Annotated in this window: 25 protein-coding genes; 13 read left to right on the forward strand and 12 right to left on the reverse strand. The window is 60.7% G+C overall.

Going from position 1 to position 25288, the window contains the following annotated elements:
- Positions 1 to 44: 44 nt before the first annotated feature.
- Positions 45 to 1106 (reverse strand): glycosyltransferase family 4 protein, encoded by a 1062-nt coding sequence (locus Q6L55_01165; protein MEN9257326.1) that lies wholly within the window; start codon positions 1104 to 1106, stop codon positions 45 to 47.
- A gap of 63 nt (positions 1107 to 1169) precedes the next feature.
- Between Q6L55_01165 and Q6L55_01170 the strand changes: the two genes are divergently transcribed.
- Together Q6L55_01170 and Q6L55_01175 are read left to right on the forward strand one after the other, a co-directional pair.
- The gene (locus Q6L55_01170) at positions 1170 to 3017 is read left to right on the forward strand and encodes a hypothetical protein (protein MEN9257327.1); all 1848 of its coding nucleotides are present in this window, start codon (positions 1170 to 1172) and stop codon (positions 3015 to 3017) included.
- A gap of 2 nt (positions 3018 to 3019) precedes the next feature.
- Positions 3020 to 3679: a hypothetical protein gene (locus tag Q6L55_01175; GenBank protein MEN9257328.1), complete on the forward strand. Its 660-nt coding sequence runs from the start codon at positions 3020 to 3022 to the stop codon at positions 3677 to 3679.
- On the opposite strand, the gene alr is transcribed toward Q6L55_01175, so the two are convergent.
- From alr to Q6L55_01190, 3 genes are all read right to left on the reverse strand, one after another.
- A complete protein-coding gene (alr, locus tag Q6L55_01180) occupies positions 3594 to 4721 on the reverse strand; it encodes an alanine racemase (GenBank protein MEN9257329.1) in 1128 nt (375 codons plus the stop codon). The genes Q6L55_01175 and alr overlap by 86 nt on opposite strands.
- A gap of 75 nt (positions 4722 to 4796) precedes the next feature.
- Positions 4797 to 5933, reverse strand: coding sequence for a 7,8-didemethyl-8-hydroxy-5-deazariboflavin synthase subunit CofH (cofH, locus tag Q6L55_01185; GenBank protein MEN9257330.1), 1137 nt, complete (start codon positions 5931 to 5933; stop codon positions 4797 to 4799).
- A complete protein-coding gene (locus tag Q6L55_01190; protein ID MEN9257331.1) occupies positions 5915 to 7843 on the reverse strand; it encodes a serine/threonine-protein kinase in 1929 nt (642 codons plus the stop codon). Before Q6L55_01190 ends, cofH begins: the two co-directional genes overlap by 19 nt.
- A 133-nt stretch (positions 7844 to 7976) precedes the next feature.
- On the opposite strand from Q6L55_01190, the gene Q6L55_01195 reads away from it, so the two are divergent.
- Genes Q6L55_01195 through trpD form a run of 3 tightly spaced genes read left to right on the forward strand, consistent with a single transcriptional unit; the run spans position 7977 to position 11778 of the window.
- Positions 7977 to 9986 carry an ABC transporter ATP-binding protein/permease gene (locus Q6L55_01195; GenBank protein MEN9257332.1) on the forward strand — a complete coding sequence of 670 codons (2010 nt, stop codon included), beginning with the start codon at positions 7977 to 7979 and terminating at the stop codon, positions 9984 to 9986.
- A 3-nt stretch (positions 9987 to 9989) separates the two neighbouring features.
- Positions 9990 to 10760, forward strand: coding sequence for a 1-(5-phosphoribosyl)-5-[(5-phosphoribosylamino)methylideneamino]imidazole-4-carboxamide isomerase (gene hisA, locus Q6L55_01200; protein MEN9257333.1), 771 nt, complete (start codon positions 9990 to 9992; stop codon positions 10758 to 10760).
- Complete coding sequence (gene trpD, locus Q6L55_01205) at positions 10753 to 11778, forward strand: anthranilate phosphoribosyltransferase (GenBank protein MEN9257334.1); 1026 nt, start codon at positions 10753 to 10755, stop codon at positions 11776 to 11778. The genes hisA and trpD overlap by 8 nt, the downstream gene beginning before the upstream one ends.
- On the opposite strand, the gene psaC is transcribed toward trpD, so the two are convergent.
- Positions 11772 to 12017 (reverse strand): photosystem I iron-sulfur center protein PsaC, encoded by a 246-nt coding sequence (gene psaC, locus Q6L55_01210; GenBank protein ID MEN9257335.1) that lies wholly within the window; start codon positions 12015 to 12017, stop codon positions 11772 to 11774. The genes trpD and psaC overlap by 7 nt on opposite strands.
- Positions 12018 to 12144: 127 nt before the next feature.
- Between psaC and Q6L55_01215 the strand changes: the two genes are divergently transcribed.
- Entirely contained in the window at positions 12145 to 12864 is a 720-nt protein-coding gene (locus tag Q6L55_01215; GenBank protein MEN9257336.1) for a superoxide dismutase, read from the forward strand.
- Here the strand turns inward: Q6L55_01215 and Q6L55_01220 are convergent.
- Positions 12861 to 13217, reverse strand: a complete 357-nt coding sequence (locus Q6L55_01220; GenBank protein MEN9257337.1) for a DUF3592 domain-containing protein — start codon at positions 13215 to 13217, stop codon at positions 12861 to 12863. The two genes, Q6L55_01215 and Q6L55_01220, sit on opposite strands and share 4 nt — an antisense overlap.
- Positions 13218 to 13238: 21 nt before the next feature.
- On the reverse strand, positions 13239 to 14198 hold the full coding sequence (locus tag Q6L55_01225) for a hypothetical protein (protein MEN9257338.1): 960 nt from the start codon (positions 14196 to 14198) through the stop codon (positions 13239 to 13241).
- Here Q6L55_01225 and Q6L55_01230 point away from each other — a divergent pair.
- From Q6L55_01230 to Q6L55_01240, 3 genes are read left to right on the forward strand one after another with little or no spacing between them, the layout of a single operon-like run.
- On the forward strand, positions 14197 to 14874 hold the full coding sequence (locus tag Q6L55_01230; GenBank protein ID MEN9257339.1) for a hypothetical protein: 678 nt from the start codon (positions 14197 to 14199) through the stop codon (positions 14872 to 14874). The two genes, Q6L55_01225 and Q6L55_01230, sit on opposite strands and share 2 nt — an antisense overlap.
- 8 nt (positions 14875 to 14882) lie before the next feature.
- A complete protein-coding gene (purH, locus tag Q6L55_01235) occupies positions 14883 to 16421 on the forward strand; it encodes a bifunctional phosphoribosylaminoimidazolecarboxamide formyltransferase/IMP cyclohydrolase (protein MEN9257340.1) in 1539 nt (512 codons plus the stop codon).
- Between the two features lie 3 nt (positions 16422 to 16424).
- Positions 16425 to 17099 (forward strand): N-acetylmannosamine-6-phosphate 2-epimerase, encoded by a 675-nt coding sequence (locus Q6L55_01240; GenBank protein MEN9257341.1) that lies wholly within the window; start codon positions 16425 to 16427, stop codon positions 17097 to 17099.
- Between the two features lie 318 nt (positions 17100 to 17417).
- On the opposite strand, the gene Q6L55_01245 is transcribed toward Q6L55_01240, so the two are convergent.
- Positions 17418 to 18536 (reverse strand): MltA domain-containing protein, encoded by a 1119-nt coding sequence (locus Q6L55_01245; protein MEN9257342.1) that lies wholly within the window; start codon positions 18534 to 18536, stop codon positions 17418 to 17420.
- A 422-nt stretch (positions 18537 to 18958) separates the two neighbouring features.
- Here Q6L55_01245 and Q6L55_01250 point away from each other — a divergent pair, with 422 nt between their 5' ends.
- Complete coding sequence (locus Q6L55_01250) at positions 18959 to 19183, forward strand: hypothetical protein (protein MEN9257343.1); 225 nt, start codon at positions 18959 to 18961, stop codon at positions 19181 to 19183.
- 155 nt (positions 19184 to 19338) lie between these two features.
- The gene (locus Q6L55_01255; GenBank protein ID MEN9257344.1) at positions 19339 to 19476 is read left to right on the forward strand and encodes a hypothetical protein; all 138 of its coding nucleotides are present in this window, start codon (positions 19339 to 19341) and stop codon (positions 19474 to 19476) included.
- 95 nt (positions 19477 to 19571) lie between these two features.
- On the opposite strand, the gene Q6L55_01260 is transcribed toward Q6L55_01255, so the two are convergent.
- From Q6L55_01260 to Q6L55_01270, 3 genes are read right to left on the reverse strand one after another with little or no spacing between them, the layout of a single operon-like run.
- Positions 19572 to 19796, reverse strand: coding sequence for a FeoC-like transcriptional regulator (locus Q6L55_01260; GenBank protein MEN9257345.1), 225 nt, complete (start codon positions 19794 to 19796; stop codon positions 19572 to 19574).
- Between the two features lie 3 nt (positions 19797 to 19799).
- Positions 19800 to 22100, reverse strand: a complete 2301-nt coding sequence (feoB, locus tag Q6L55_01265; GenBank protein MEN9257346.1) for a Fe(2+) transporter permease subunit FeoB — start codon at positions 22098 to 22100, stop codon at positions 19800 to 19802.
- 2 nt (positions 22101 to 22102) lie between these two features.
- The gene (locus Q6L55_01270) at positions 22103 to 22675 is read right to left on the reverse strand and encodes a FeoA family protein (protein MEN9257347.1); all 573 of its coding nucleotides are present in this window, start codon (positions 22673 to 22675) and stop codon (positions 22103 to 22105) included.
- 141 nt (positions 22676 to 22816) lie between these two features.
- Here Q6L55_01270 and Q6L55_01275 point away from each other — a divergent pair, with 141 nt between their 5' ends.
- Positions 22817 to 23107, forward strand: a complete 291-nt coding sequence (locus tag Q6L55_01275; GenBank protein MEN9257348.1) for a hypothetical protein — start codon at positions 22817 to 22819, stop codon at positions 23105 to 23107.
- Between the two features lie 547 nt (positions 23108 to 23654).
- Here Q6L55_01275 and Q6L55_01280 read toward each other — a convergent pair.
- Positions 23655 to 24122, reverse strand: a complete 468-nt coding sequence (locus Q6L55_01280; protein ID MEN9257349.1) for a chemotaxis protein CheW — start codon at positions 24120 to 24122, stop codon at positions 23655 to 23657.
- Positions 24123 to 24177: 55 nt separating this feature from the next.
- Between Q6L55_01280 and mutY the strand changes: the two genes are divergently transcribed.
- Positions 24178 to 25263, forward strand: a complete 1086-nt coding sequence (mutY, locus tag Q6L55_01285; GenBank protein ID MEN9257350.1) for an A/G-specific adenine glycosylase — start codon at positions 24178 to 24180, stop codon at positions 25261 to 25263.
- Positions 25264 to 25288 lie beyond the last annotated feature (25 nt).

Genomic DNA, 25288 nt, shown 5'->3' on the forward strand with positions numbered 1-25288 from the left:
CTCACGTATTACTTTTTTCATCATAACCCGTTGTCGGCGGGCGATTAAGTGATAGACCGGTTCTGTAGCAGCCATTGTTCCAACCGCTGACCAAAAGCCGCCAGGGAAAATTCCTGTTCCGCCTGCTGCCGACACCGCCGCCGGTCAATGGCCTGGATACGGCCCACCGCCTGCACCATGGCCGACACCTGTCCTGGCGGCACCAGCCAGCCCGTTTCCTCAGAACGCACCAGTTCCCCCGGTCCCCCTGTGGCGTAGGCGATCACGGGCACCCCGCAGGCCAAGGCCTCCATCACCACATTGCCAAAGGCCTCTACCCAGTGGGGGGTCACCAGCAGTGCCAAACAGGTCCGCAACCGAGCCTGCAATTGGTCCGTGGGCAAAAACCCCTGGTAGTAGGCCGCTGCTTCGGGAAATTGCCGGCATACTTGCTGCCAGTAGTCCCGGTCAGCCATGGCACCCATAATCCGCAGGGGATAGCCGGTCTGCCGGGCCACCTCCAGGGCATCGGTCAGGCCCTTTTCCGGGGCAATGCGGCCCACCCAGGCCAGGACCGGCTCCGGTTCCCCACAAAAGTGATACTGGTCCAGGTCCAGTCCATTGCCGACAACGGTGACCCGCCGGGCGATGGCCTCCCCAAAAGTAGCGGCCTGGGCGCGGGTGTGCATGGCCACACTGTGGGGGCGTAGCGCCAGCAGTTCCGCCAAGACCCCATCCAGGTAATCCACTAGGGATCCCATGCTGAGCAAATGCACCACCGGCCGGTCGAAAAAGGGGGTGAGATACAAGGGCAGCCAGTCGTAGGCCAAGTTGATGGCCACATCCCAAGGTTGCTCTCGCACCACCCACCACATCCGTCCCAACACAGGGTCAGCCGGTAGGGTGATGGCTGCATCGCGGGGCTGGTTTTGCGCCAAGGGCTGGCCAACGCCAGAAACGGGGATCACCGGCGCTTCGGGAAACACCGACCCCTGGGGCGCAATTACCTGGAGGGTGTGGCCCCGTTGTTGCAACGCCCGTACCAGATGGCGCAGGGTGAGTTCCACACCGCCCCCCAAACCGGACCCTAACGGCCCCACCGGTGTAGATACACACAGCAGGCGCATGGTGCAAATCCCGCAATTGCTGTCAGAATTAAATTTATAAAGTAAATGCGCTGGGGCAACCCCATGACGCCCACCCCTGACCCAGAGTTGATAACCCCAGAAACCCAACCGGTGGCGGCTGAACCGGTGACTAGCTCCTGGCTGGACCGCTGGCCCTGGTTGGTGGTGGGGACGGCCGTGGTCTCGGGATTGGTGGGTTTTGGGGCAGTGGTGTTGTTGTTGCGCATCCCCAGCTTTCCCAAGTGTAATCGCTTGTTTCTGCCCACGGCGTCCGTCGCCAGTCGGTTGTACTGCGCCCAGGAAGCCGCCCGCAGTAGGGATGTGGCAGGACTGGAGCGGGCCATTCGTCTGCTGGCGGATTTACCGGCAGATCACCCCCAACGTGCCGAGATAGACCGGTTTCTTAATAGCTGGGCGATGGATTTGCTGGCCCTGGCCAACGAACAGGTGCAGGCGGGCAACCTAGAAGCTGCTTTAGAGATTGCCCAAAAAATTCCCCCCGGCACGGCGGCGGCCCGACTGGCCCAAGAGGAACTGCGCAAGTGGCAAATGGGCTGGACGGAGGTGACGCGCATCTATGAAGAAGCGGAAGCAGCCCTACGCAAAGGCGATTGGCGCACCGCCATGGCCCAGGCCAGCTTACTGCCCACCATCAACGAATCCTATGCCCGGACGGAGCGCTACCAGGCCTTGATCGGCAAAATCCTGCGCACCCGCCAGGAAGCCACCTTGCTGGAGCAGGCGGAGCAACTGGCGCAACAGGGACAAGTGACGGCCCTGCTGGAGGCGATGGCTAAGGCCAAACAGATTCCCCAGGACAGTTATCTCTACGACCAGGCCCAGGCGAAATACCAACGTTGGGCGCGGGATATTTTGGAGGTGGCGGCGGTGCGGCAATTGCGGGCGCGGAACTTGGCGGGGGCCTTGGCGGCAGCGCGTAGCGTTCCTCCGGAGGCCAATCTCCAGGAGGAAGTGGCCGACTTTATGGTGCTGGCGGAAGCGGAAGCCCAGACCTGGAGCGATACGGTGGCGGGTTACCAGGCGGCTATTGCCAAGGCCAAAACCCTGGACCCCAGCCGTCCTTTGTATAACCAGGCGCAAATCCAAATTGAGACCTGGCAGCAGACCATTGCGGCGATGAACGTGCTCAATCAGGCGCGGCAGGTGGCCCAAGCCCGGACGGTGGCAGCCTGGAACCAAGCCATTGCCCTGGCGCAGCAAATTCCCAGTAACAACCCCCTATGGAACCGGGCACAGGCAGAAATCGCGGCTTGGACCAACCAGGTGCAGATTGCCGAAGACAGCCCTATACTGGCGCGGGCAGAGAGCTTCGCCACGGCGGGAACTATTGCTGCTTTGACCAGTGCCATTGCTGAGGCCCAACAAATTCGCCCTAACCGTGCCCTGTATGCCCGTGCCCAGGAACGGATGCGGGAATGGCGGGTGCGCTTGGAAACCCTCCAGGACCAGCCCTATCTGGAGGCAGCCCGGCAAGCGGCTGAGCGGGGGGACTGGCGGACGGCAATTACCGAAGCGCAGCGGATTGGCGCCGGTCGCGCGCTGTACCAACAGGCCCAGGCGCAAATCAAACAGTGGCAGGGACGGTTACAATTGCAAGAGGCGGAAAAGCAAGCAGCTTTGAACACCCCCCAAGGTTGGACGCAAGCCATCCAACTGGCTCTGCCCCTACGCCAGCAGCCTGACCTGCGCCCCCAGGTGGAACAACTCCTCAACCAGGTGAGCAACAAATTGCTGGAGCAAGCGCGGCAACAGGAGACCCAAAACCCAGGGCAAGCCCTGACCCTAGCCCGGCAGATTCCCCCTGGCACTACGGCCCATGCCGCGGCCCAGGAACTGATTCGCAAGTTGGCCCCTCCATCGCCTGCACCCAGTCCTAGTCCAACGCCCTAGCGGTGTTCACCACGGTTGTCTGTAGCCTCTCCGGCGTTTTGTGGCATGACCAACCCGTGCGGGAGCGGGTGTTGCAGGAGCTGCTGTTGCAGGAAAATCTCTCGCCCCGGCGTCGGCATCCCTGGTATCTAGGGGGGTCAGACCGGGCGTTTTTACGACAGGTGTGGGACAGTTATGGCCGTTCCCTGACTGACGACTATCTCACGCACCTAGTGCAGCGCTTTCAGCAGCAATATTTCCAAGCCATGCAAGCCTTACCCCAGTTGCCCTGGCGGCCCGACGCCCTGGCCTTTCTCCAACAGGCTCAGCAGCGGGGGCATCACCTCGGGTGGCAAACCGACTGTCTGCCGGTTCTGGGGTTGGTTCAGCAGATAGGGATTTGGGGTTTTCATATCCCCCACGACCAGGCCCTAACCGACCCGGACCGGACGCTGGTGGTGGAAAGTAGCCGGCAGGGCCTTTTGCAAGCAAAAGCAAGGGGCGCTTGGGTCTTGGGGGTGGCCAGCCAAATGCCTTTCCACTGGGTGCAGCGCCATGCCCACTGGGTAGTGGACACCTTAGCCGATTGGGACTGGACTAGGCTACCTGGGCTAAGGGCGCCGGCAGTCCCCCCAGCACTCGCGGCAGCCGATGCCGAAACCCGCACAGAACTTCCCAGATAATCGTATCCAGTGCCCCGGCCCAGTCTGCCGCCGTAATGCGCTGGTCGCCGTCGCTGCCAATCAAGGTCACCACCTGACCCACCTGTACCTGGGGCACATCGGTCACATCCAGCATGAGTTGGTCCATGGTGATCATCCCCACCTGAGGCACTCGTTGTCCCGCCACCAGGGCCGTCAACCGCTGCGAGAGCGCTCGGGGCACCCCATCGGCATAGCCAATCGCTACCGTTGCCAAGCGTGTAGGCCGTTGCGCCACAAACCGCTGCCCGTAACTCACCCCTGTCCCTGGGGCAATGTCTTTAAGCTGGGTAATGCGCGCCCGCACCTGCAACACCGGCTGCAAGGGCAATCGGTTCGCCAAATGGGGCGCCGGGGCATAGCCGTACAACGCCAACCCCACCCGCACCAGGTCATAGTGCAAGCGCCGGTCCAGCAACATCCCCGCCGAATTGGCTAGGTGCAGCTTAGGCAGGGGTAATCCCCAACGCCGCAGTTGCTGAATCACCTGCTCAAAACGCTGCTGCTGCACATACACGAAATGGGGGTCGGGGTCATCAGCGGTCGCCAGGTGGGAATAAAGACTCGCCAGTCGTAATCCCGGCGTTTGATAGACCAGACGCACCCACTCGGCGGCCTGGGACCAGGGAATCCCCAGCCGTGACATGCCCGTATCCACATCCACATGCACCGGTAATGTTTGGCCAAGGGCGCAGGCCACCTGGGCAAACAGGGGCACCTGTTCCCCCATGGCTAAAGTAGGTTCCACCTGCCAGTACAGCAGCGCCTCCACTTCTGCCGCTGTGTGCACCGTCCCCAATAACAAAATAGGAGCTGTAATGCCTGCCCGCCGCAGTTGGATGGCCTCAGATAAAGTCGCCACCCCCAGCCAGGTTGCCCCGTGGGCCAGGGCAATTTCCGCCACCGTGACCGCCCCATGCCCATAGGCGTCAGCTTTAATCACCGCTAACAGTTCCGTTTGGGGGTCTAGATATTGGCGAATCGCTTGGGTATTGGCAGCCAATGCTTGTGCATCAATTTCCACCCACGCCCTTGCCTGCGGGTCAGGGTAACATTCCCCGGCTATCCCCATTGCTTTCCGTCCTCACACCCCTTAGAGTCACCCTACCAGGTTTGCCGGTTGGACACAAGGCTGATACAGGGTGGTGCGCTGCCAGTAAGGACGGCCCAGGCTCTGGATAGCCGCTTGCAGTTCGGCCACCGTTTTGCTCGTACCCCCCTTGGCCCCTGCCATCGTGGTGATGTGTTCCTCCATCAAGGTCCCACCGATGTCATCGCACCCCCACTGCAGGGCCTGCAGCGCCCCCTCGAGTCCCAACTTCACCCAACTGGGCTGGTGATGGCGCACCCAGGCCCCCAGAAACAACCGCGCCACTGCCGTCAGTTTTAAGGTGGCTAATAAATCTGGCTGGTCCCGCCCGACCCGCCGTCGCAAGGGAGCCGGCGCCTGTGCCCCCACAAACGGCAACAGGATAAATTCCGTCAAACCCCCCGTTTCCTGCTGCAACGCCCGTAACCGGGTCAAATGTTCTACCTGATGGGCCGGGGTCTCGATATGGCCACAGAGCATGGTACTGGTGGTGGGAATTCCCATCCGGTGGGCGGTTTTCACGATCCCCAGCCAGGTTTCCGTGTCAATTTTTTCCGGGCAAAGGAGGCGCCGGACATCGTCTGCCAGGATTTCGGCGGCGGTGCCAGGCAGGGAATCCACGCCCGCATCCTGGAGCGCCCGCAGCACGTAGTCAATGGGCAACCCATCCTGACGGCTGATGAATTGGACCTCTTGGGGGGAAAAGGCGTGCAGGTGGACCTGGGGGGCCGTGGTTTTGACCAGGGTGGCCAGATGCTGGTAGTAGCCCAAGGTGGTGCCCTGCCGTCGCGCCTGGGGATTCAACCCCCCTTGCATACAGATTTCCGTCGCCCCCTGGGCTACTGCTTCCTGGACTTTGGCCACGATCAGGTCGTCGCTAAGCCAGAAGCTTTCCGGTTGCCCAGCATCCCGGCGAAAGGCGCAAAAACTGCAGTGCTGTTCACAGAGATTGGTGAAGTTAATGTTGCGGTTGACCACATAGCTGACGGCGTCCCCCACCAATTGCCGACGCAGGGCATCCGCCGCTTGCTGCAACTCAGATAGGGGATAGTCGGCGGTCAAGAGTGCGTAAGCTTCCGCCGGGGTCAGGGTCGCCCCTTGACTGGCCCGCTCGAGAATCGGCCCGATCATGACTGTGGTTGCCAAATGCGCACCGAATTGTCCCGACTCCCCGACAGCAGAAAGTGGCCGTCCGGGGTAAAGGCCAGGCTGGTGATGGCTTTGCTATGGCCCTTGAGGGTAGCGCGCTGCTGACGCAACCCCATATCCCAAAGATGAATCAACCCGTCCCGGTTGCCGCTGACCAGCAGATGGCCCTGGGGGGAAAAGGTCAAGGCAGTCACGGCACTTTTTTGCTCCGGAAAAGTAAACACCGGTTCTTCCCGGTTCACATCCCACAGACGCAGCAGACAGTTCTCGTTGCCGGTGACCAGCCATTGATTATCCGCGCTGAGGGCCAGGGCGTTAAACCCATTATCCCCAAAGCGAAAGGGCTCACTTAGGGTGCGCAGGCAACGACCGCTGACCGGCTCCCAAATCACCACTGTATTGTCCCAACCGCCGCTAACCAGAAAGAAACTATCGGCTGTAAATTGCAAAGCCCGGACGTGACTGCTGTGCCCCGTTAAGGTGGAGAGACATTTGCCGCTAGCCAATTCCCAAACCCGGATGGTTTTGTCCTCGCTGCCGCTGGCCACTAGCCGACCATCAGGACTGACCGCTACAGCACAGATGGGGCGGCTGTGTTTACTGAATAACCCACCCAAGGTTTGGACAATCTTACCCTTGTTGATGTCCCACACTCGCAGCGCCCGGTCTTCACACCCACCCACCAAGTATTGCCCATCAGGGGTCCACTGCACCGCCAGGATGGGAGCGGTATAGGTATAGGACCACAGGGGCGTCACCAGCAACGGGGCATGCCCATGCCATTGCCACACCCGCAGGATGCCATCTTTGCCGGCTGCGGCGATGACGGTGCCCAGACCTGCCCCTTGCGCCGTGCTCACCGAGGTCACCCAATTGCTACAGGGACCCAGTGTACAGACGCATTCCCCGGTGGCCGCTGTGGCTGATGTCAGGGCCGCCCGCTGGGGGTTGAGCTTGACCGGCACACGCTTGGGAAGGGGCGTAGCGGGCTGGGGAATCACCTGGGTGGGTGTTGTCGAGTGGGGCGCAAGGAATTCCAAATCCCGTCGGACTTCCGCCGCCGATGGATAGCGCTTGCGGGTGGCCCGTTCCAACAGCCGGTTGAGTATGCGGGCGAAACCTTCACTAACCGGTTCGGCGACGTAGTTTTGCCAAATCCAGCCGTCGTGGGCCATGTCGTAGAGTTCCAGGGGGGACCGCCCAGTCATCAGATGCACGCCGGTGGCCCCCAAGCTATACAAATCACTGACAAATTCCGCCTTGCCCACCATCTGTTCGGGGGCGGTAAACCCGGCGCTGCTGATAATGGTGCGCAGGCTGGTCATGGAGCTGCTGGGAGCAAACTTGGCGGCCCCGAAATCCACCAAATACAACTTGCCGTTGGCGGCGCTGCGAATCAGGTTTTCCGGCTTGATGTCCCGGTGGATGACCTGGCGCGCGTGGATGAATTCCAGCACGGGGATGATGTCCTGCAATAACTGGTGGGCCTTAGTTTCATTGAAAGGTCCGTAAATGTGCAGTTCCTGGGCCAGGTTCAAACCGTCAATGTATTCCTGGACGATGTACTGGCGCTGGTCCTGCTCAAAGTAGGCGTAGAGATCGGGGATTTGGGGATGATGCCCCAGCTCATCCAGGCGCACGGCTTCCCCCTGGAACAATTCCGAGACCTTGGCGTAGGATTGGGCGTCCGTGACCATGGGCAAAAACTGCTTGACCACGCCGTAGGGCTTGGAGGGTTTGTCTTCGTCAACGGCCAGGAAGGTGCGCCCAAAGCCCCCCTGCCCCAAAGGACGGATGGCTCGATAACGACTTTGCAAAAGGAGGGGACTGCCGCAGGCTTGGCAAACAGGGGCATCGGGGGAGTTATGACCGGGGCGAGGACAGTCGGGGTTGAGGCAATAACTCATGGAACAGAGGTGTGGCCGACCAGGTGGCTGCCCCTATTTTAAGCCCGCTGCCCGAAGAAGGTTGGCAATAGCCCTTGGGTCGTTAACAGTTTGCGCTATACTCATCGGGTTAGGATGGGGGAGCAATGCCGTTGTGACCAGCCAGGTACCTGCCGCTGAAAGCTTTAATTTTGACCGCCGTCTCTGGCGCCGTTTTATCACCATTGCCCAGCCCTATTTCTATCCCCTGGAGCCACGCTTGAGTTTTTGGGGGTTTGTGGGTCTGTTGGGGGCGCTGCTGATAGCGGTAATCTGCGTGGCGTTTTTTGTGGTGGTGGGGGGAACCTTGGCGGCCCATGCCCTGGCACCGGAATTTGTCAATAAGTATGCGGGGGGGTTGGTCAAACAGGTGCAGGGGCTGCTGCGTTCCCCGGCGCTGGGCTGGGCGGTGGGGGGATTGGTGTTGAGTGGTCTTTGCTTTGGATTGGCGCACCGGGCGGTGGTCCCCCGCTGGCGGCAGTGGGCGCTGTTGGGGCTGTTGCTGTTTCTTTCTTTTGCGGTTAACGGGGCCAATGTGTCCTTGAGTTATATCTTTCGCTTTATTGATACGGCCCTGGGGGCGAAGGATGAGCCGACCTTTTGGCTGAATTTGACCCTGTATGGGGCGCTCATCGTGGCGGCTATTCCCATCCTGGTGGGGTATCGCTATATCCGTCTGAAGTTGGGGCTTTACTGGCGGGAGTGGCTGACGGAGCATTTTCTCCAGGAGTACCTGAGCCACCGGTCCTACTATGAACTGGACTCCAATTCGGCCCACACGGAAATTGACAACCCGGACCAGCGGATTGCCGAGGACATCCGCTCGTTTACGTCGGTGACGTTGTCGTTTTTGCTGGATGTGTTGGACACTATCTTGACCCTGGTGTCGTTTACGGCGATTTTGTATAGCATCTCGCGGCCGTTGACCTGGGGGCTGGTGGTTTACGCCACCGTTGGGACGGTCATTGCGGTGCTGGCGGGACGGCGGTTGATCAAGATCAATTACGACCAACTGCGCTACGAGGCGGATTTCCGCTATGGGCTGGTGCATGTGCGGGACAATGCCGAATCCATTGCTTTTTACCGGGGTGAACCCCAGGAATGGCAACAAATCAAACGGCGGTTTGACCAGGTGGTGCGCAATTTCAACCTGTTGATTCTTTGGCAGGCGCTGATCGATCTGTTCCAGTATGGCTACAATTACTTCACGCGGCTGGTGCCCTATATCATCGTGGCCCCCTTGTACTTTGCGGGGGAGCGGGACTTGGGGACGATTACCCAGGCCTATGTGGCGTTTATGCAGGTGCTGGGGGCGCTGTCGTTGGTGACCAATCAGATTCAACAGATTTCTAGCTTTGCGGCGGGGGTGAATCGTTTGGGGGCGTTTGAGGAGGTGCTTACCCAGCATCAGCGCCTGGCGGACAAACCCAGCGTCAACGGTTTTATCCAAACCCAGGAGGCGAATCAATTGCACCTGCACAAGTTGACGTTGCTCACCCCCAACGCGGAGCAGGAATTGGTGCGGGATTTGACGGTGCATCTGTCGCCGGAGGAACGGCTGTTGATTGTAGGAGCCAGCGGGGTGGGCAAAAGTTCTATTCTCCGGGCGGTGGCGGGCCTGTGGACCCGGGGAAGTGGGGTGATTGTGCGTCCCCCCTTAGAGGAGATGCTGTTTTTGCCCCAGCGGCCCTATATGGTGTTGGGGACGTTGCGGGAGCAGTTGCTCTACCCGAACACCGACCCGACCATCACCGATGCCCAGTTGCAACAGGTACTGGAGCAGGTGAATTTGGGGTACTTGACGGCGCGCTTTGATTGGGATGAGATGCTGGATTGGCCGACGGTGCTTTCGCTGGGGGAACAGCAGCGGTTGGCCTTTGCCCGCCTGTTGCTCTATCGCCCGCGCTATGCCATGTTGGATGAGGCAACCAGTGCTCTGGATGTGGCCAACGAACGGCATCTGTACCAGCAGTTGCAGGCAACCCAGGTGGTGTATTTGAGTGTGGGTCACCGCCCAACCTTGGTGGACTACCACCAAAAGGTGCTGGAGTTGCAGGGGGGCGGCCGCTGGCAGGTCTGGAGCGCCGAGGCGTATCGCATGAAATGGCGGCAAACGGTGGGGTAGGGGATGGAGGTCATTCCAGCGATTGACCTGTGGCAGGGACAGTGCGTGCGGCTGACCCAAGGGGATTTTGCCCGTTCCCAGGTGTTCAGCGCCGACCCGGTGCAGGTGGCCCGGCAATGGGTGCAACAGGGGGCCACGCGGCTGCATGTGGTGGACCTGGCGGGGGCAAAAACGGGTACCCCCCAACACCTGGCGGTCATCGGCGCGATTGTCCGGGCGGTGGACGTGCCGGTGCAGGTGGGGGGTGGGATTCGTCAGGGGGCTACCGTTGCCCAATTGTTGGCGCTGGGGGTGGACCGGGTCATTTTGGGGACGGCGGCGGTGCAACAACCGGCGCGGGTACAGGCCTGGTGCGAAGAGTTCCCCGGCCGGATTTGGGTGAGTCTGGATGGACGCCGAGGGCAGGTGGCGGTGGCGGGATGGCAGGAAACCACAGGCGTCGGAGTCGTTTCTCTAGCGCAGGAGTTGGCCCACAGGGGGGTCGCGGGATTCATTTACACGGACATCGAGCGGGATGGGACGCTGACGGGACCGGATGTGGAGGGGTTGCGGGCGCTGCTGGAGAGGGTGGCGGTGCCGGTGCTGGCGTCCGGGGGGGTGGGGTCCATGACGGATTTGTTGGCCCTGCTGGCGCTGGAACCCCTGGGGTTGGCGGGGGTGATCCTGGGCAAGGCGCTCTATACAGGAGCAATCGACTTGAAACAGGCGCTGCGGGCGGTGGGGCCGGGGCGGTGGCAGGATGTACCCCTGGAGGAGGGACCGTTCTATGCCTGAGGTGGGACCGCCTTTGTTGCAACAGTTGCTCAACCGGGAACCCCTGACCGCGGAGCAGGCGGAGGCTCTGATGCAGGCGTGGCTCACCGGGGAAATGGCGCCGGAGTTGGCCGCGGGTATTCTGGTGGCCCTGCAGGCTAAAGGGGTGACGGCGACGGAATTGGCGGCGATGGCCCAGGTGGTGCAACGGCAGGCGGTGGTGCCCCCTAGCGATAACTGGCCGGCTTGTCTGGATACCTGCGGGACGGGGGGGGATGGGGCCGGCACGTTTAACATTTCCACGGCGGTGGCCTTCGTGGCGGCAGCAGCAGGGGTGCCGGTGGCCAAACACGGCAATCGCTCGGCGTCGAGTCGGGTGGGGTCCGCCGATGTGCTCGAAGCGCTGGGGTTGCGGTTGCAGGGGCCGGTGGAACAGGCGGTGGCGGCGCTACGGCAAGTCGGCGTTACCTTTCTTTTTGCCCCCGGTTGGCATCCGGCACTAAAGGCGGTGGCGCCCCTGCGTCAGGCCCTGAAAATTCGCACAGTCTTTAACCTGATCGGCCCCCTGGTGAATCCCCTGCGTCCCCAGTACCAGGTGTTGGGAGTTTATCAACCGGCGTTACTTCCTGTCATGGCAGAAGCACTCCACCAGCTAGGGCGCCGGCGGGCAGTGGTGCTCCATGGCCGGGAGGGTCTTGACGAGGCGGGTCTGGCCGCTCCCACCGATTACCACCACTGGACGGACCCCCATCCCATCCAAGCGGACGTGCTGGACCCGCAAACCTACGGGTTGACCCCTGCCCCTACCACTGCCCTGGCTGGGGGAAATGTTCAGGAGAATGCCGACATCCTAAGACAGGTACTTCAGGGCCGCGGCACACCAGCCCAGCAGGATGTCGTGGTGCTCAACAGCGCCCTGGCCCTCTGGGTGGCCGAACGGGTAGAAAGTCTAGTTGCCGGTATCGCACTCGCTCAAGAGATATTGCAAAGCGGCGCCGCCTGGGACAAATTGCAGGCCTTGGTGCGGTTTGGTCAATAGGCCAGGCCCATACTGCGGGTGGTTTCGGCGCCCAAGTACACCCGAATGCTCAAAAAGTCCGTGGGGCAGGCGGTCTCACAACGTTTGCAGCCAACGCAATCTTCCGTGCGGGGAGCGGAAGCAATTTGGCCCGCTTTGCAGCCATCCCAGGGCACCATTTCCAGCACATCGCAGGGGCAAGCCCGCACACACTGGGTGCAACCGATGCAGGTGTCGTAAATCTTGACGGTATGGGACATAAAGGCACTGCTCCGCAATCAGGTGTGTCGCCCCCCAGTTTACCGCAGCCGGTGGGACGCGCTGGATATTCCGTCAGGAATCTTCAAGGAATTTAATACAATGGGGGGTGGTGCGTTGAGCGGGCCTATGGTGCAGCGACGGCAGGTTCTGGTGGGGGGTTTAGCGCTTTTGGGGATGGGGATGAAACCGGCTTGGGCGGACACCCAGCGGCTAGAGCTGACCGCAGGTTTTACGGTTCCCCCGCTGCCCTATGCCTACAACGCCCTGGAGCCGGTGATTGACGAACGCACCATGCGCTTTCACCACGACAAGCACCATGCTGCCTACGTCCAAGCCCTCAATGCTGCCCTGGCTCAGCACCCAGAACTCATAGGCCAGTCGGTGGAACAGTTACTCCGCAACCTGGAGGCGATTCCCGCTGACATCCGCACAGCAGTACGCAACCACGGCGGCGGTCATTACAACCACAGCCTGTTTTGGGAGAGCATGCGCCCGCCCCAGCCCCGCAACCAACCCACGGGGACCTTAGCAACGGTTTTGCAGCAAAAATTCGGGGATTTTGCCAACTTCCAGGAGGCGTTTGAGGAGGCCGGCTTGAGGGTGTTTGGCAGCGGCTGGGTGTGGCTGGTGGGGCAACCAAATGGGCAACTGGCGATCATGACCACCCCTAACCAGGACAGCCCCATTAGCGTGGGTGCGACTCCCCTGTTGGGCAACGACCTGTGGGAGCACGCCTACTACCTGCAATACCAAAATCGCCGGGGGGATTACCTGCAGGCCTGGTGGCAGGTGGTGAACTGGCCGGTGGTGGAACAGCGGTACGCCGCCTGGGTGAAAAGCCTTTAACGGCGTAGAGCCTGACGCGCCCGGTCTACCACCGCCTTAGTGTTGCTGAGATGGGGACGGCTGGCGGAATATACCACAGCGATCCGGTCGCCCACTTGGTAGTTGTGGTATTCGGAGCGGAAGAGGTCCAAGTGGTTACGATGCACCTGCCCCCTTTGGTCGGTGTACTCATAGACCAGCCGATGAAACCGGCGGCGGCCCCGGCGGGGTGTTTTGTCAACAATCACCGCTTCGGTTTCGATGCCATCAGCCAGGACCTGGAGAAAATTGGCGATTAGGCGCACGTAGTTGGCAGCGATCAGACCGATGATGAGCAACGGCATGACCAACCATAAAACCGTCCAAAATGCCATAAACCTTCTCCGGGTCATGGGCTATCCCTTGATGGTATCACCCTGGGGTCCTGTGGCCTGGTGTTGATACAGGCGCATCCAGGTGACCTCCCACACCAGTTGGGGCTGTACGTGGCTCAATAGGGCCTGGCGGGCTTGCTCCCACAGCTGCACCAGCTCCGGTTGTCGGTAGCGCCGCCAATAGGCCATTTGCCAATAGTCGGTCAGCCAGAGTTGAGTGGCCGGTTCCAGGGTTTGCGTCAGCCGTCGCGCCCACTCCAGGGCCTGGGCCAGACTCCGGGGCTTGTCGGCTAACCGAGAGCGCACCTCCGGGGGTAGGGCTTGCCATTGCTGCCAATGCTGGATTGCGGCGCCGGGGGAACCCTGGGCTAAAGCCAGTAATTCCGGCTGTTGTTGTATTTCTCCATAGCCCTTTTCCGCCAAGATGGCCAGCACATCTGCAGTTGGCAGGCGATAGAACGGAATGATTTGACAGCGGGAGCGGATGGTAGCCAGTAAGGCATCGGGTCGGTCCACCAACAAAAGCAAATGACTGTGACCCGGTTCTTCCAAGGTCTTGAGCAGGGCATCCTGGGCGGCTTCGGTCAAGGATTGGGCCGCTTCAATCACCACCCAAGAGTGGTCGCTTTGCCAGGGGGTGCGGCTGACAAAGGCGCTGATGTCCCGCACCTGTTCGATGCGAATTTGGGGGGGCTGGAAACGGCCGGTTTCCTGGGGCTGTACCCACAACAGATCGGGATGGCTGTCGGCTGACCCCAAGACTGCCTGCAAAAAGCAGCGGGCCGTTAAGGCTTTGCCTACACCGGCTGGCCCCTGAAACCAATAGGCTGGTGCCAGACACTGTTGGGATAACGCCCGCGTCAACAATTGAATCGCCAGGGATTGCCCCCGCACCGGCTGAAAAAACTGCTGCACGGCTACTGCAAAGGTCACCTGACCACCCATAATAAAAATATGGACAAACCGGCAAGGGGGGCGCATGACCACCAAAATTTCTTTTGCGCCGACGGAGGAGGAATACCAGCGGCTGAGTGAACTCAAGTCCCAACTGGGGGGTTCCTGGAACGACGTATTGAGTTTTTTGCTGACCAAGCTGGAGGACCCGAGCGCACAACCGATTCACCAAGGGGTGGCAGAATTGGCCCAAACGTTGAACTTATCGCCGGCGCAGGTGATTGATTTATTGGTGGCCAGTTATCAGCAGTCCCAGGCGCAAAAGGGGGGTGAACTGTCCCTGGAGGCGCTGGATCTGAGTCCCGAGGACCGGGCGGCCCTGGAGCAGTTGATGGCCACCACCGGCAAAAGTCTGCGGGAGCTGATTCGCTACGGGTTGATGCTGCAAATTCACCCGGATAAGGCCCCATCGCCCCATGTCCTGACGGTGGAACAGGCGTTTAATATGCTCACGGCCTACAACGACCAGGTGGAGGACCCCAACCACCGCATTTACATTGATATTGCGGTGTTGGAAATGCAGGCCCAATGCGACCGGCGCACGGCCCAGGATTGGTATGTGGCAAATCTCGAGCGGGTGAAGGCCCACCACCGGAAATATGGCCTGTCGGAGGTGAATAATCGGTTGCGCTATCGGTTGCTGGGGCACCCGTTCCGGGGGGTGGAGCTGGTCAACGGGGTGTACCGGGAGCGGCAGGGTTAAGGGTCCGGATGCGCAAAAAAGCCCTGTTGAGTGTCAGCGATAAGACGGGACTGGTGGAACTGGCCCAGGCCCTGGTGCGGGAATGGGACTACGAACTGCTCAGCAGCGGTGGTACGGCCCAGGTCTTGCAGGCGGCGGGGTTGCCGGTGACGCAGGTGTCGGATTACACGGGGTCGCCGGAGATATTGGGGGGGCGGGTGAAAACGTTGCATCCCAAGATTCACGGGGGAATCCTGGCCCGGCGAAACGTGCCCCAGGACCAGGAGGATCTACAACGGCTCGGTATTGCCCCCATTGACCTGGTGGTGGTGAATCTGTACCCCTTTGCCCAGACGGCCCAACAACCGGGGGTGACCCTATCTGAGGCGGTGGAGCAGATTGATATTGGTGGACCGGCCCTGTTGCGGGCAGCGGCGAAAAACCATGGGTTTGTCACGGTGTTGTGTCAGCCGTCGCAGTACCCGGAATTTTTGGCCCACCTGCGGGCGCACCAGGGACAAACGACGCCGGAGTTTCGCCAGTCCTGCGCAGCCCAAGCCTTTTGGCACACCAGCCAATACGATTACCAGATCGCGACCTATCTCACGGAACCGGCAGGACAGTGGCCCCCCCATTGGGCTTGTTTCGGGACGCTGGTGCAACCGTTGCGCTACGGAGAAAACCCCCACCAGCAAGCCGCCTGGTATCGCCTGGGGGAGGTACCTACGGGTTGGTGCGCTGCCCAGCAGCTCCAGGGTAAGGAGTTGAGTTTCAACAATTTGATGGATTTGGAGGCGGCCCGCCGGTTAATAGCCGACTTTCCCCCGGATACGCCTACCGCTGTGATCATCAAACACACCCATCCCTGTGGCGTAGCCTGCGCCGATGACCTGCTGACGGCCTACCGGCGGGCACTCCAGGCGGACCCGGTTTCGGCTTTCGGAGGGATCGTGGCGGTGAACCAACCCCTGGATGTCGCAACGGCCCAGGCCATGACCGAGGTGTTCCTGGAGTGTATCGTGGCGCCGGGGTGCACGGCGGAGGCGCAGGCAATCCTACAGCGCAAGGGGAAGGTGCGGGTGCTGGTGCTGCCCCATTGGCGGGAGATGCCCCTGGCGGAGGTGCGGATGCTCAGTGGGGGGTTTCTGGTGCAGACGCCGGATGTGGCCCCGGTGCAGCCGGAGCAATGGCAGGTGGTGACCCAACGCGCCCCCACAGACGGAGAATGGCAGGATTTGCTGTTTGCCTGGCGGGTGGTCAAGGGGGTGAAATCCAACGCCATTGTGGTAGCCAAGCGGGGGGTGACCCTGGGCATTGGCGCGGGCCAGACGAATCGGGTGGGGGCGGTGCAACTGGCGCTGCAACAGGCAGGGGAGCAGGCCCGGGGAGCAGTCTTGGCCAGCGACGGGTTTTTCCCGTTTGCGGATTCGGTGCAGGCAGCGGCAGCGGCGGGGATTACGGCCATCGTGCAACCGGGGGGGAGCCTGCGGGATGGGGAGTCCATCCAGGCGGCCGACGCCCAAGGAATGGCCATGGTGTTTACGGGCATCCGTCACTTCTACCACTAGGGGATGGCACTGGCACCGGGGTTAATCGTCTCCTGTCAAGCGGAACCGGGGAGTCCTTTTTACGGGGAGGGGTTTATCCGGGCATTTGCCCAGGCGGCGGTGCTGGGGGGAGCGGTGGCGGTGCGCTTATGTGGGGTGGAGAACGTCCGGGCAGTACGTCCCTGTGTGTCGGTGCCCATCATCGGTCTCACCAAAAGTACCTATCCCGATGGCCGGGTATGGATTACGCCCTCTTTGGCGGATGTCCAGGCCTTGCTCCAGGCGGGGGCGACGGTGATTGCCGTGGATGCAACGTTACGACAGCGGCCCCACCAGGGGGTCACTGGCCCAGCTTTTGTCCGGCAGATCAAGCAGCAGTGGCCTCAGGTACCGGTCCTGGCGGATGTGGATACGCTAGAGGCAGGCATCGCCGCAGCTCAGGAGGGGGCAGACTATGTGGCCACGACCTTGTCGGGCTATACGGCGGCGACAGAGGGGTCATCCCAGGAAACGCCTGACCTGGAACTGATCCGCCAATTGCGCCAACGGGTGCCCCGGCCTGTGATTGCCGAAGGTCGTATCCGCACCCCGGAACAAGCGCGACAAGCCATGGCCGCCGGTGCCTACGCGGTGGTAGTGGGTTCAGCCATCACTCGACCGGTGGAGATCACCCGTTGGTTTGTGGCGGCCCTGGCGTGAGGGGGGTCCATGCGCACAAACAATTACTTGCGCTACTGGCGGGTGCAGCGGCTGTATTTGAACAAACTGCCGGTTTCGTCGTCGCCGGGGACGGAGCCGTAGCTCGAATGGGTGGTGGAAGCCTTGGTGCGCAAGCTGCCGGCAGAGCCAGGAGGTGATTAAATGCTAGGGCTGGCCGAACCCCGTTACAGCCGCTTCTACCAGGAAGTCTTCCAAGAAGGGGAAGCCACGGTTATCCTAGGTTTACTCCAACGCCAGTTTGGCCCCTTGTCCCCCCCTGTCGGTGGTCCAACTGGAGGCGCTGGCGACTGCTGGAGTTTACTCACCCGGCTGATTTGGATAGCTGGCTGACGCACCATTCGGCCTGATGGGACCAATAGCCGATTTCCTAGCCACCAGTAGCCAAAGGCGTCCGGGTTGTTTCATCAGTCCGGCCCGCAGTTCGGCAGTGGGTCCCTGACCCCAGAAAATATCCCCCCGCCCGTGCCCGCGGATGGCGTTGCCGGTGTCCTGCACCAACATAAAACGTGTCAGGGGCCGCCATGTCCTGGGATGGACTGGGTAGGTGGTTTCCACAAACACCAGACTGCCCGGCGGAATCAACGCTAAATCCATCGCCAGGGAGCGACCAGGCGTCAGGGGTTGCCCTAGGGAACCACTGGGGGGTTGCTCACGGGGGGCAAAAAAGATATAGCGCGGGTTGTGGTTGAAAACACGCTCGATTTCTTGGGGATGGCGCCGCAGGTAGTCCTTAATGGCGGGCATGGAAACGGTTTCGGGAGTAAGCACCCCTTCCTCCACCAGTAGCCGGCCGATGGAGCGATAGGGCTGGTGATTGTGACCGGCAAACCCCACCCACTGTCGGCGGCCATCGGGAAACACCAGCAACCCCGACCCCTGCACCTGCAAAAAGAAATGCTCAATGGGGTCCACATAACCCAGCACCGGCGCTTGTCCGGCCAGCATCCCCCGGCGAATGTCCGCCCGCGTCAGGGTCACCGGTCCGGGGTAGCCATGCACCGGCGTATTCCAAATGCCCTGGGGTTGGGTACGCGCCGCCACCACCGGCTGGTAATAGCCCGTGAAAAAGGCCGCTCCCTGGTCATTGCGACTTTCCCACACCAGAAACTGCCGGGCCAGTTGCTGTCGCCGTTGGGCAGGGGGCAAACGCATTACCTGGGCAAACAACCGCAGCGACGCCTGCATCTGCTGGGGGGTGTAGCTCTCCGCGCCGTAGGTGAAGCGGGTTTGGGGGTCTACCTGACGGTAATAGGCCAGAGACCGTTCTATGGCTTGGTGTAGGGTGGCCAGGGTGTCGTCATCTGTCCAGCTCAATTGGGCTACCTGCCGAGCTGTTAAGGGCACCAGCATCCCCTGCGCCCAGACGCTCCCAGGCCACCCCAGCAGCCAACCTACCAGCAACCATCCCCAGCGCATACTTTTTACCCTAGCACCCGCCGGCACCTGATTCTGGAAAAGCCCCCTTCCAGATAGGCCCTAAAGTGGGCAGACAAGGGGGGGCCAAAGTGAAAAAAGCCTGTGTGGAAGTCTGCCCCACCATAACGCGTGTTTGCACTCAGCCGGGGACAACAATGACACAGGTGCACTATTGGCAGGCGAAAATTGGGGGGTTGCTCCACGACGGTTCGGGACGGGCAACGGAGGGGCTGTAGTCAGTTCTCCGGTTCATGCAAGAGTGGGTTTCCCCCAAGTCTAACCAGGCCATTGATACCAACAGAAATTAAGATACATCAAATACATCGGTGATACCGACTGGATTGCCGCCGCCAGTGACCGCGCAGCCCTTGGGCATCCGCCCGTGGCCATCAATTGCAATTACGAAAAAGGAATACAGGGGTTTGCAGGAGACACGCTGTCGCGACGATGACCTGCAGCAGCGGGAAGAGAAAGTTATCCCCGAGGAGATTCGAGAGGAAGCTAAAACTAGCGATGGGGCCAAGGTGTTTTGGTGGTTTTGGCGCTGTTTTCCTAAGGCCCTGTGCCAGAAATTTGGCGATGAGAGTCTGAAACCCGTTTGCCGGATGGGTCCATCTGGAGCCATGCCAGCATCACGGCAGCGCTAGTGGGGGCCTTTGCAACCCAGCCCCATATCGCCAGTTTCACCTTTGACTCGGTCCAAGAACCGCATCAAATTTGTTGGGAATTGGCCAATACGGCCCTGACTGCCTGCTCCACCCCAGCCTGTGTGCCCAGCCTTTGATTGACCACTTCTGACTTTGTGAACTGGCTGGCGCAGCCGTCGCCGGAGCGATTGCTCACCGCCGGTTTTCCCAATGTCACACCAGCTCGCAAATTGAGGTTTGGGGTGGTCCACCGGTCAACCCAGCCCCTGACCCCCTTGTGGTCTAATTTGTAAAAAGTAAATAAAGATTTGTGTCTGCCAACGATGCGACCAGCGCCGGAAAGTCCCGTAACAGGTCTTGCAAAGCCGTCCCCACTCGCTAGGGATGTCTATAAATTGGAAACAGACTTGTAGGAATACATCTCCAGTTCTTCCGGGCGACAGGCCAAGCACCCCCCGCAGGTTGCCCGTTTTGCCCGTACCACCCGCCCTTTACGCACCAGCAACTCCAGCATCGGACGCACAGTTTCCGGGTCACTCCCTAACATCTGCGCTAGCGCGGCCAAGCTCAGGGGTCCCTTTTGCTGCAACAGGGCCTGTATCCGCTGCAACATCCCTTACCCCCCGCTGTAGCGCACCCGCAACCGTCGGCGCCGCCATCGTCCTGCCCAGGACATCCCCAGCAACACCACTACCAACACCAGCACCAGTCCCCCCAACCACAAAGTGGAAAACCGGGGGTGCTCCCGCCAGGTCATAAGCTGGTAATAGCCCGTGGCTGCCCAGTAGCCCATCCCCGTCGTCCACAGGGCAATAAACACCGTCCAGCCCAAGTTTGTCTCCCGATAGACCGCAGCCGTCGCCGACACGCAGGGGAAATAAAGCAGCACAAACAGCAGGAAAGCCACCGCCGCCGTTGGTGTACCGAACCGCAACGCCATCTGTCCAAAGGTCGTCCGGTGCACCTGCTGAATTTCTGCCGCTGCCTCCGGGTCTGCCGTTTCCGTCAAAATTCCCCATCCCAGGGGGTCCCCCAACTGCTGCCAAACCTGCGCTAGGTTCTCTGGAATCGTCGCCACCGCCGCCTGTAACTTGGCCCCCAGGTCAAAAGGTTCTGCCGGTTCATCCATCTCCGCCTGGGCAAGTTGGCTGTACAGGTTATCCATCGTCCCCACCATGACTTCTTTGGCGAACATCCCGGTGAAAAGTCCCACCGTCGCCGGCCAGTTATCCGGTTGAATCCCCATGGGTTGGAAAACAGGCGTGATCCCGCGACCAATCGCGCTCAGCAGGGAATCCGGGCTGTCTTTTTTGCCAAAGGAGCCGTCTACTCCCACCGAATTGAGCAACCCCAAGATCACCACCATCAGGACGATCATCCGCCCCGCCCGCCAGATAAACGCCCGCAACCGCTCCCAAGCCCGCAGCAGCACCCCCCGCAGCGACGGCACATGGTACGGGGGCAACTCCAGCACAAACGGCGTCACCGGCCCCGGCAACAGAGTTTTTTTCAGCACCAGCGCCGTGAAAATCGCCGCCCCAATCCCCAACCCATACAACACAAACACCACATTTTGGGCATTGCGGGGAAAAAAGGCGGCACAAATCAGGGCATACACCGGCAACCGCGCCCCACAGGACATGAAGTGGTTGATCAAAGCCGCTAGCAACCGGTCCTGGGCATTTTCCAGCGTCCGCGTCGCCATGATCCCGGGAATGTTGCAGCCAAACCCCACCAACATCGGCACAAACGCTTTCCCCGGTAAACCCATCCAGCGCATCAGCCGGTCCATGACAAAGGCCGCCCGCGCCAGATAGCCCGAATCCTCCAGCACAGCCAAACAGACAAACAACAACCCGATTTGGGGAATAAACGTTGCCGTGGTCTGAATTCCACCCCCGACCCCATCCGCCAACAGGCCGATCAACCACCCCGGCGCCTGCCACTGGGCCAGAACATGGGCCACCCCCTCTACCAAAATGGCCCCCACCGCCTGGTCAAAGAAATCAATCAACGCCCCCCCAACATGGATGGCAAACCAAAACATTAGGTACATCACCCCCAGAAAAATCGGGATGCCCAGCCAGCGGTTGAGTACCCAGCGGTCAACGGCATCGGACGTCGTTTGACTCACCACCCCCACCTGGGTCACCACCTGGGCCACCAGCCGGTGAATCCACCCGTAGCGGGCATCCGCCACCACCAGGTCCAGGTCCTCCCCCAACAGCTGCTGCAGATGCTCTCGCCAGTGGTCCAGAGCATCCAAAGCCGGCAGCGTCAATCCATCCGTCGCCCCAAACTGCAACAGATACAGGGCATACCAGGGCTGCTTCCTCGCCCCCAAGTGGGGCAATAGTTCCTCTACAGCTCGTCGCCAATCGGGGGGATAGTCCACCTGGGCCTGGGGCAGTTGGGGCTGGGCCAGCGCATCGTCAATCACCCGCTTAAGTTGGGGAATGCCCTGACCCCGATGGGCACACATGGGCACCACCGGACACCCCAGTTTCTGACTCAACTGCTGCACATCAATTTGCCACTGCCGCCGCCGAGCCACATCCATCATGTTCAGCGCAATGACCAGCGGCACCTCCATATCCAGAAGCTGGGTTGTCAGGTACAAATTGCGCTCCAGGTTGGCGGCATCCAGGATGTTCACCACCAGGTCAGCTTCCCCAGAAAGCAGGTAGTTGCGGGCAATTTGCTCATCGAGACCAAGGGTGGTGTCTGCGACATCCAAGGAATAAATGCCCGGCAGGTCCACGACAGTGACCAGGCGTCCCCCGGAGCGGTAGGTGCCCTCTTTGCGCTCCACCGTCACCCCCGGCCAGTTGCCTACCCGTTGTCGCGCCCCCGTCAGGGCATTGAAGACCGTCGTTTTCCCGCAGTTGGGGTTCCCCACCAAAGCGATCGTGGCCATCGTCACACCGGCTCCACCAGGAGAGCGTCCGCTTCAGTTTTGCGCAGGCTCAGGGCAAACCCCCGCACCCAGATTTCTATCGGGTCCCCCAGGGGCGCATGGCGTTTCACCTCCAGGACCGTCCCCGGCGTCAGGCCCATCGCCAACAACCGCCGCTTGTAATCTCCCGCCGTCGGCGCATAGCCCACGACCCGTAACCGCGTTCCCACTGCCGCATCCTGTAAGCGCATCGGTTGACCCCTACCCCTGTAAGCCACGACCGCAATTTGTTGCGCCAGTTCTGCCCCCAACCCCAGCCGTTGTCCGTCTCGTGCCACCACCACCGACCCCGACGGCAAACGACTATGCACCTCCACCACCACTCCCGGTGCCAACCCCATCCCCAGCAACTTCCCCTGGGCCTTTTCCGGTACCCGCAGAATCTGTAAACGTTCCCCCGGCTTGGCCGCCACCAGTGTTTGCCATTGACTATCGGTTAGCTCCCCGGTCTCTGTTGAGTCGTTGTAGTAGATGAAGTTGGCTTTGCCTGCTTTAGCCGCCCCCCAGCGCCACCCTTGTCGCCAAAAAATACCCATACTTTAGCTGAGCAATTGCTAGAGAATATCAATATCATTACCTAAATGATAGGGCTTAACGGGTGCTGGTGGGGATGGTTTAACGATTTCTTAACGCCGGGGTGATGGGTTAGGGTGGGGGTGTGAGCGTTTGGGGGCGTCATGACTGCCGAGTTGCCGGCTCCAGATTTTCAGACCCAGGTACTCACCGAGCTGCGGAACATCAACGCCCGGTTGGAGCGGTTAGAGACCCATTTGGGCCAGTTTGAAGGGGGCGTTCCTGCCCTAGCGCAGCGGGTGGACAAATGGGAGGAGCGTTTTCTGCAATTGACGCGGGATAATTTGACGGTGAGCCGCACGGTGATTATTGCCGCTGCCACGGCTGTGGTGTTTGCTCCCCTGGTCAAGGAACTGGCCCCGGCAATTTTTGTCTTAGTAATGTTAGTAATGTAAATGTAATAGTAGTTATCAAGTCACACATAGCCACTAATTGCTAGGCCGCCTTCACCGGCTGGAAATATGACCCGGCATGGGTGAAATATCCGAAGAAAAAGGCACAACCAGAACTGTTCTGGCATATTGGTTACCAGCACTGGTCTTTTTGGTTGCCCCCTTTTTTACCCCATCGAGCTAGGGCCGGTAGAGATGTTTTCAAAAACTGCCCACATCCGCAGCCACGGTAACTGCCTAATCAGTTGAAAACCAGGCTACTCTCACACTGTAGATTTTCATGTCCGGTGATGCTCCCTACTGAGAAGCAATGTCACCCTAGTGCCTTCGATAGCATCCACGCCAATGGCCCAGGCCTTAGGGAGACGCAGTTGCAAGGAGGTCCCTACGGCCCCCTATCTTCAGTTTATTTTGAGCAGGTATGACCATTTACCTATGCTGAACTGGCCGAATGCGCTAGACATTCACCCAGCTTTTGCAGACTGGATGTGCGCGAAACGTCGGGCGGTGAGCATGCGCCTGGGGCATCGCTTGACCCCCCTACGCCCTGCTAGGTAGCCAGTGCTTGCCACGCCCCCACCAGTCCTTGGGTGTTCAGCACCAGGTACATCCGTTCATCCGTGAGCCAATAGCCCTGCAGACATTGGGCCAAGGCTGTCGTCAGACCGGTAGCGGGGGGTGATTGCACCTGCGCCACGGGACAAGTCAGCATTTGCCCGACCTGGGCCACCACCACCCCCAACCGCTGCTCACCGGGGGTCAGGATCACGGCGTAATAGCTGCGCTGGGTGGGATACAGCTCCGGCAGGGGGGCAAACCCTAACCCATAGGCCATATCCACCAGCCACAGGATTTCCCCGCGCCAGTTGGTCACCCCCATCACCGCCGGGGGCATCTCGGGAATCGGCACCACCTGCTCCAGGGCCAAGGGCAAGACTTCTAAACAGTCCCGTGCCGGCAGTAGCGCCCAGGTATCGGGGGCCAGTTGCACGCTCAAGCCCAACAGGGCATCGGCCATGGCAGCAAACGCAGGGAATTTCTCTACAATCCTAACGGTTGGCTTGCCCGCTGGGATGGACGTTTGCTGGTACCGGCGACAACTGCTGCACTGGTATCGCCACCACGGTCGTGTTTTGCCCTGGCGTCAGAACCCCACCCCCTACGGCGTCCTGGTCTCGGAATTCATGCTGCAACAGACCCAGGTGCGCACGGTCATCCCCTACTACCGCCGCTGGCTGGCCCATCTGCCTACGCTTGCCGACTGCGCCCAGGCGTCCCCCCACCAGATTCTCAAACTCTGGGAGGGCTTGGGGTACTACCGACGGGCTACGTACCTGCACCAGACCTGTCAGATCATCCAGCGGGACTACAGGGGGGAGGTGCCATCGGATCTGGCCCTGCTGCTGCGTTTGCCAGGGATTGGCCGCACCACCGCCGGAGGCATTCTCAGCCATGCCTTTAACCGGCCCTACCCCATCGGCGACGGCAATGTACAGCGCATCTTGAGCCGGGTGTTTGCCTTGAGGACCCCCCCACGCCGCCATAGCCAAAACCTGTGGGCTTTGTCTGCGCAATTACTGGACCCGGACAACCCCCGGGATTTCAACCAGGCGCTGATGGACCTGGGGGCGACGGTCTGTTTGCCCAGAAAACCCAAGTGCCACTGCTGTCCCTGGCAAGCCCGATGCCAAGCCTTTCTCACCCAACAACAGGAGGTGCTGCCCATGCGCGAAGAAACCCAAGCCATTCCCCATCGCACCATCGGCGTGGCAGTGATTTGGAACGACCAGGGCCAAGTACTCATTGACCAGCGACCCCCCGCCGGCCTGCTGGCCAATCTGTGGGAATTTCCGGGGGGCAAGGTGGAGCCGGGAGAAACGGTGGAGGACTGCATCCGCCGGGAAATCCGGGAGGAACTGGGCCTGGAGATTGAGGTGGGGCCGCACCTGGTGACGGTGGACCACGCCTACAGCCATCTGCGGGTCACTCTAGTGGTGCATCAGTGTCGCTACCGGGGGGGCGTACCCCAACTGCGAGCCTGCCAGGCCATCGCCTGGGTCTATCCCCAGGAACTGGACCGCTACCCCTTTCCCCAGGCCAATCGCCGCATCATCCAAACGCTATTGGAAAAATGCTCAGGGCAAGTAGAATCAGAATGAACGGCGGGGTGACAGGGGCAAACAC

It is taken from the genome of Gloeomargarita sp. SRBZ-1_bins_9, from assembly GCA_039794565.1.
Classification (GTDB): Bacteria; Cyanobacteriota; Cyanobacteriia; order Gloeomargaritales; family Gloeomargaritaceae; genus Gloeomargarita.

Bases quoted from the DNA above. Each gene is read 5' to 3' on its own strand.
- Q6L55_01165 (MEN9257326.1), bottom strand. From the start codon at position 1,106: ATGCGCCTGCTGTGTGTATCTACACCGGTGGGGCCGTTAGGGTCCGGT.
- Q6L55_01170 (MEN9257327.1), top strand. From the start codon at position 1,170: ATGACGCCCACCCCTGACCCAGAGTTGATAACCCCAGAAACCCAACCG.
- Q6L55_01190 (MEN9257331.1), bottom strand. From the start codon at position 7,843: ATGAGTTATTGCCTCAACCCCGACTGTCCTCGCCCCGGTCATAACTCC.
- hisA (MEN9257333.1), top strand. From the start codon at position 9,990: ATGGAGGTCATTCCAGCGATTGACCTGTGGCAGGGACAGTGCGTGCGG.
- trpD (MEN9257334.1), top strand. From the start codon at position 10,753: ATGCCTGAGGTGGGACCGCCTTTGTTGCAACAGTTGCTCAACCGGGAA.
- psaC (MEN9257335.1), bottom strand. From the start codon at position 12,017: ATGTCCCATACCGTCAAGATTTACGACACCTGCATCGGTTGCACCCAG.
- Q6L55_01215 (MEN9257336.1), top strand. From the start codon at position 12,145: ATGGTGCAGCGACGGCAGGTTCTGGTGGGGGGTTTAGCGCTTTTGGGG.
- Q6L55_01220 (MEN9257337.1), bottom strand. From the start codon at position 13,217: ATGGCATTTTGGACGGTTTTATGGTTGGTCATGCCGTTGCTCATCATC.
- Q6L55_01230 (MEN9257339.1), top strand. From the start codon at position 14,197: ATGACCACCAAAATTTCTTTTGCGCCGACGGAGGAGGAATACCAGCGG.
- Q6L55_01225 (MEN9257338.1), bottom strand. From the start codon at position 14,198: ATGCGCCCCCCTTGCCGGTTTGTCCATATTTTTATTATGGGTGGTCAG.
- purH (MEN9257340.1), top strand. From the start codon at position 14,883: ATGCGCAAAAAAGCCCTGTTGAGTGTCAGCGATAAGACGGGACTGGTG.
- Q6L55_01240 (MEN9257341.1), top strand. From the start codon at position 16,425: ATGGCACTGGCACCGGGGTTAATCGTCTCCTGTCAAGCGGAACCGGGG.
- Q6L55_01245 (MEN9257342.1), bottom strand. From the start codon at position 18,536: ATGCGCTGGGGATGGTTGCTGGTAGGTTGGCTGCTGGGGTGGCCTGGG.
- Q6L55_01260 (MEN9257345.1), bottom strand. From the start codon at position 19,796: ATGTTGCAGCGGATACAGGCCCTGTTGCAGCAAAAGGGACCCCTGAGC.
- feoB (MEN9257346.1), bottom strand. From the start codon at position 22,100: ATGGCCACGATCGCTTTGGTGGGGAACCCCAACTGCGGGAAAACGACG.
- Q6L55_01270 (MEN9257347.1), bottom strand. From the start codon at position 22,675: ATGGGTATTTTTTGGCGACAAGGGTGGCGCTGGGGGGCGGCTAAAGCA.
- Q6L55_01275 (MEN9257348.1), top strand. From the start codon at position 22,817: ATGACTGCCGAGTTGCCGGCTCCAGATTTTCAGACCCAGGTACTCACC.
- Q6L55_01280 (MEN9257349.1), bottom strand. From the start codon at position 24,122: ATGGCCGATGCCCTGTTGGGCTTGAGCGTGCAACTGGCCCCCGATACC.
- mutY (MEN9257350.1), top strand. From the start codon at position 24,178: ATGGACGTTTGCTGGTACCGGCGACAACTGCTGCACTGGTATCGCCAC.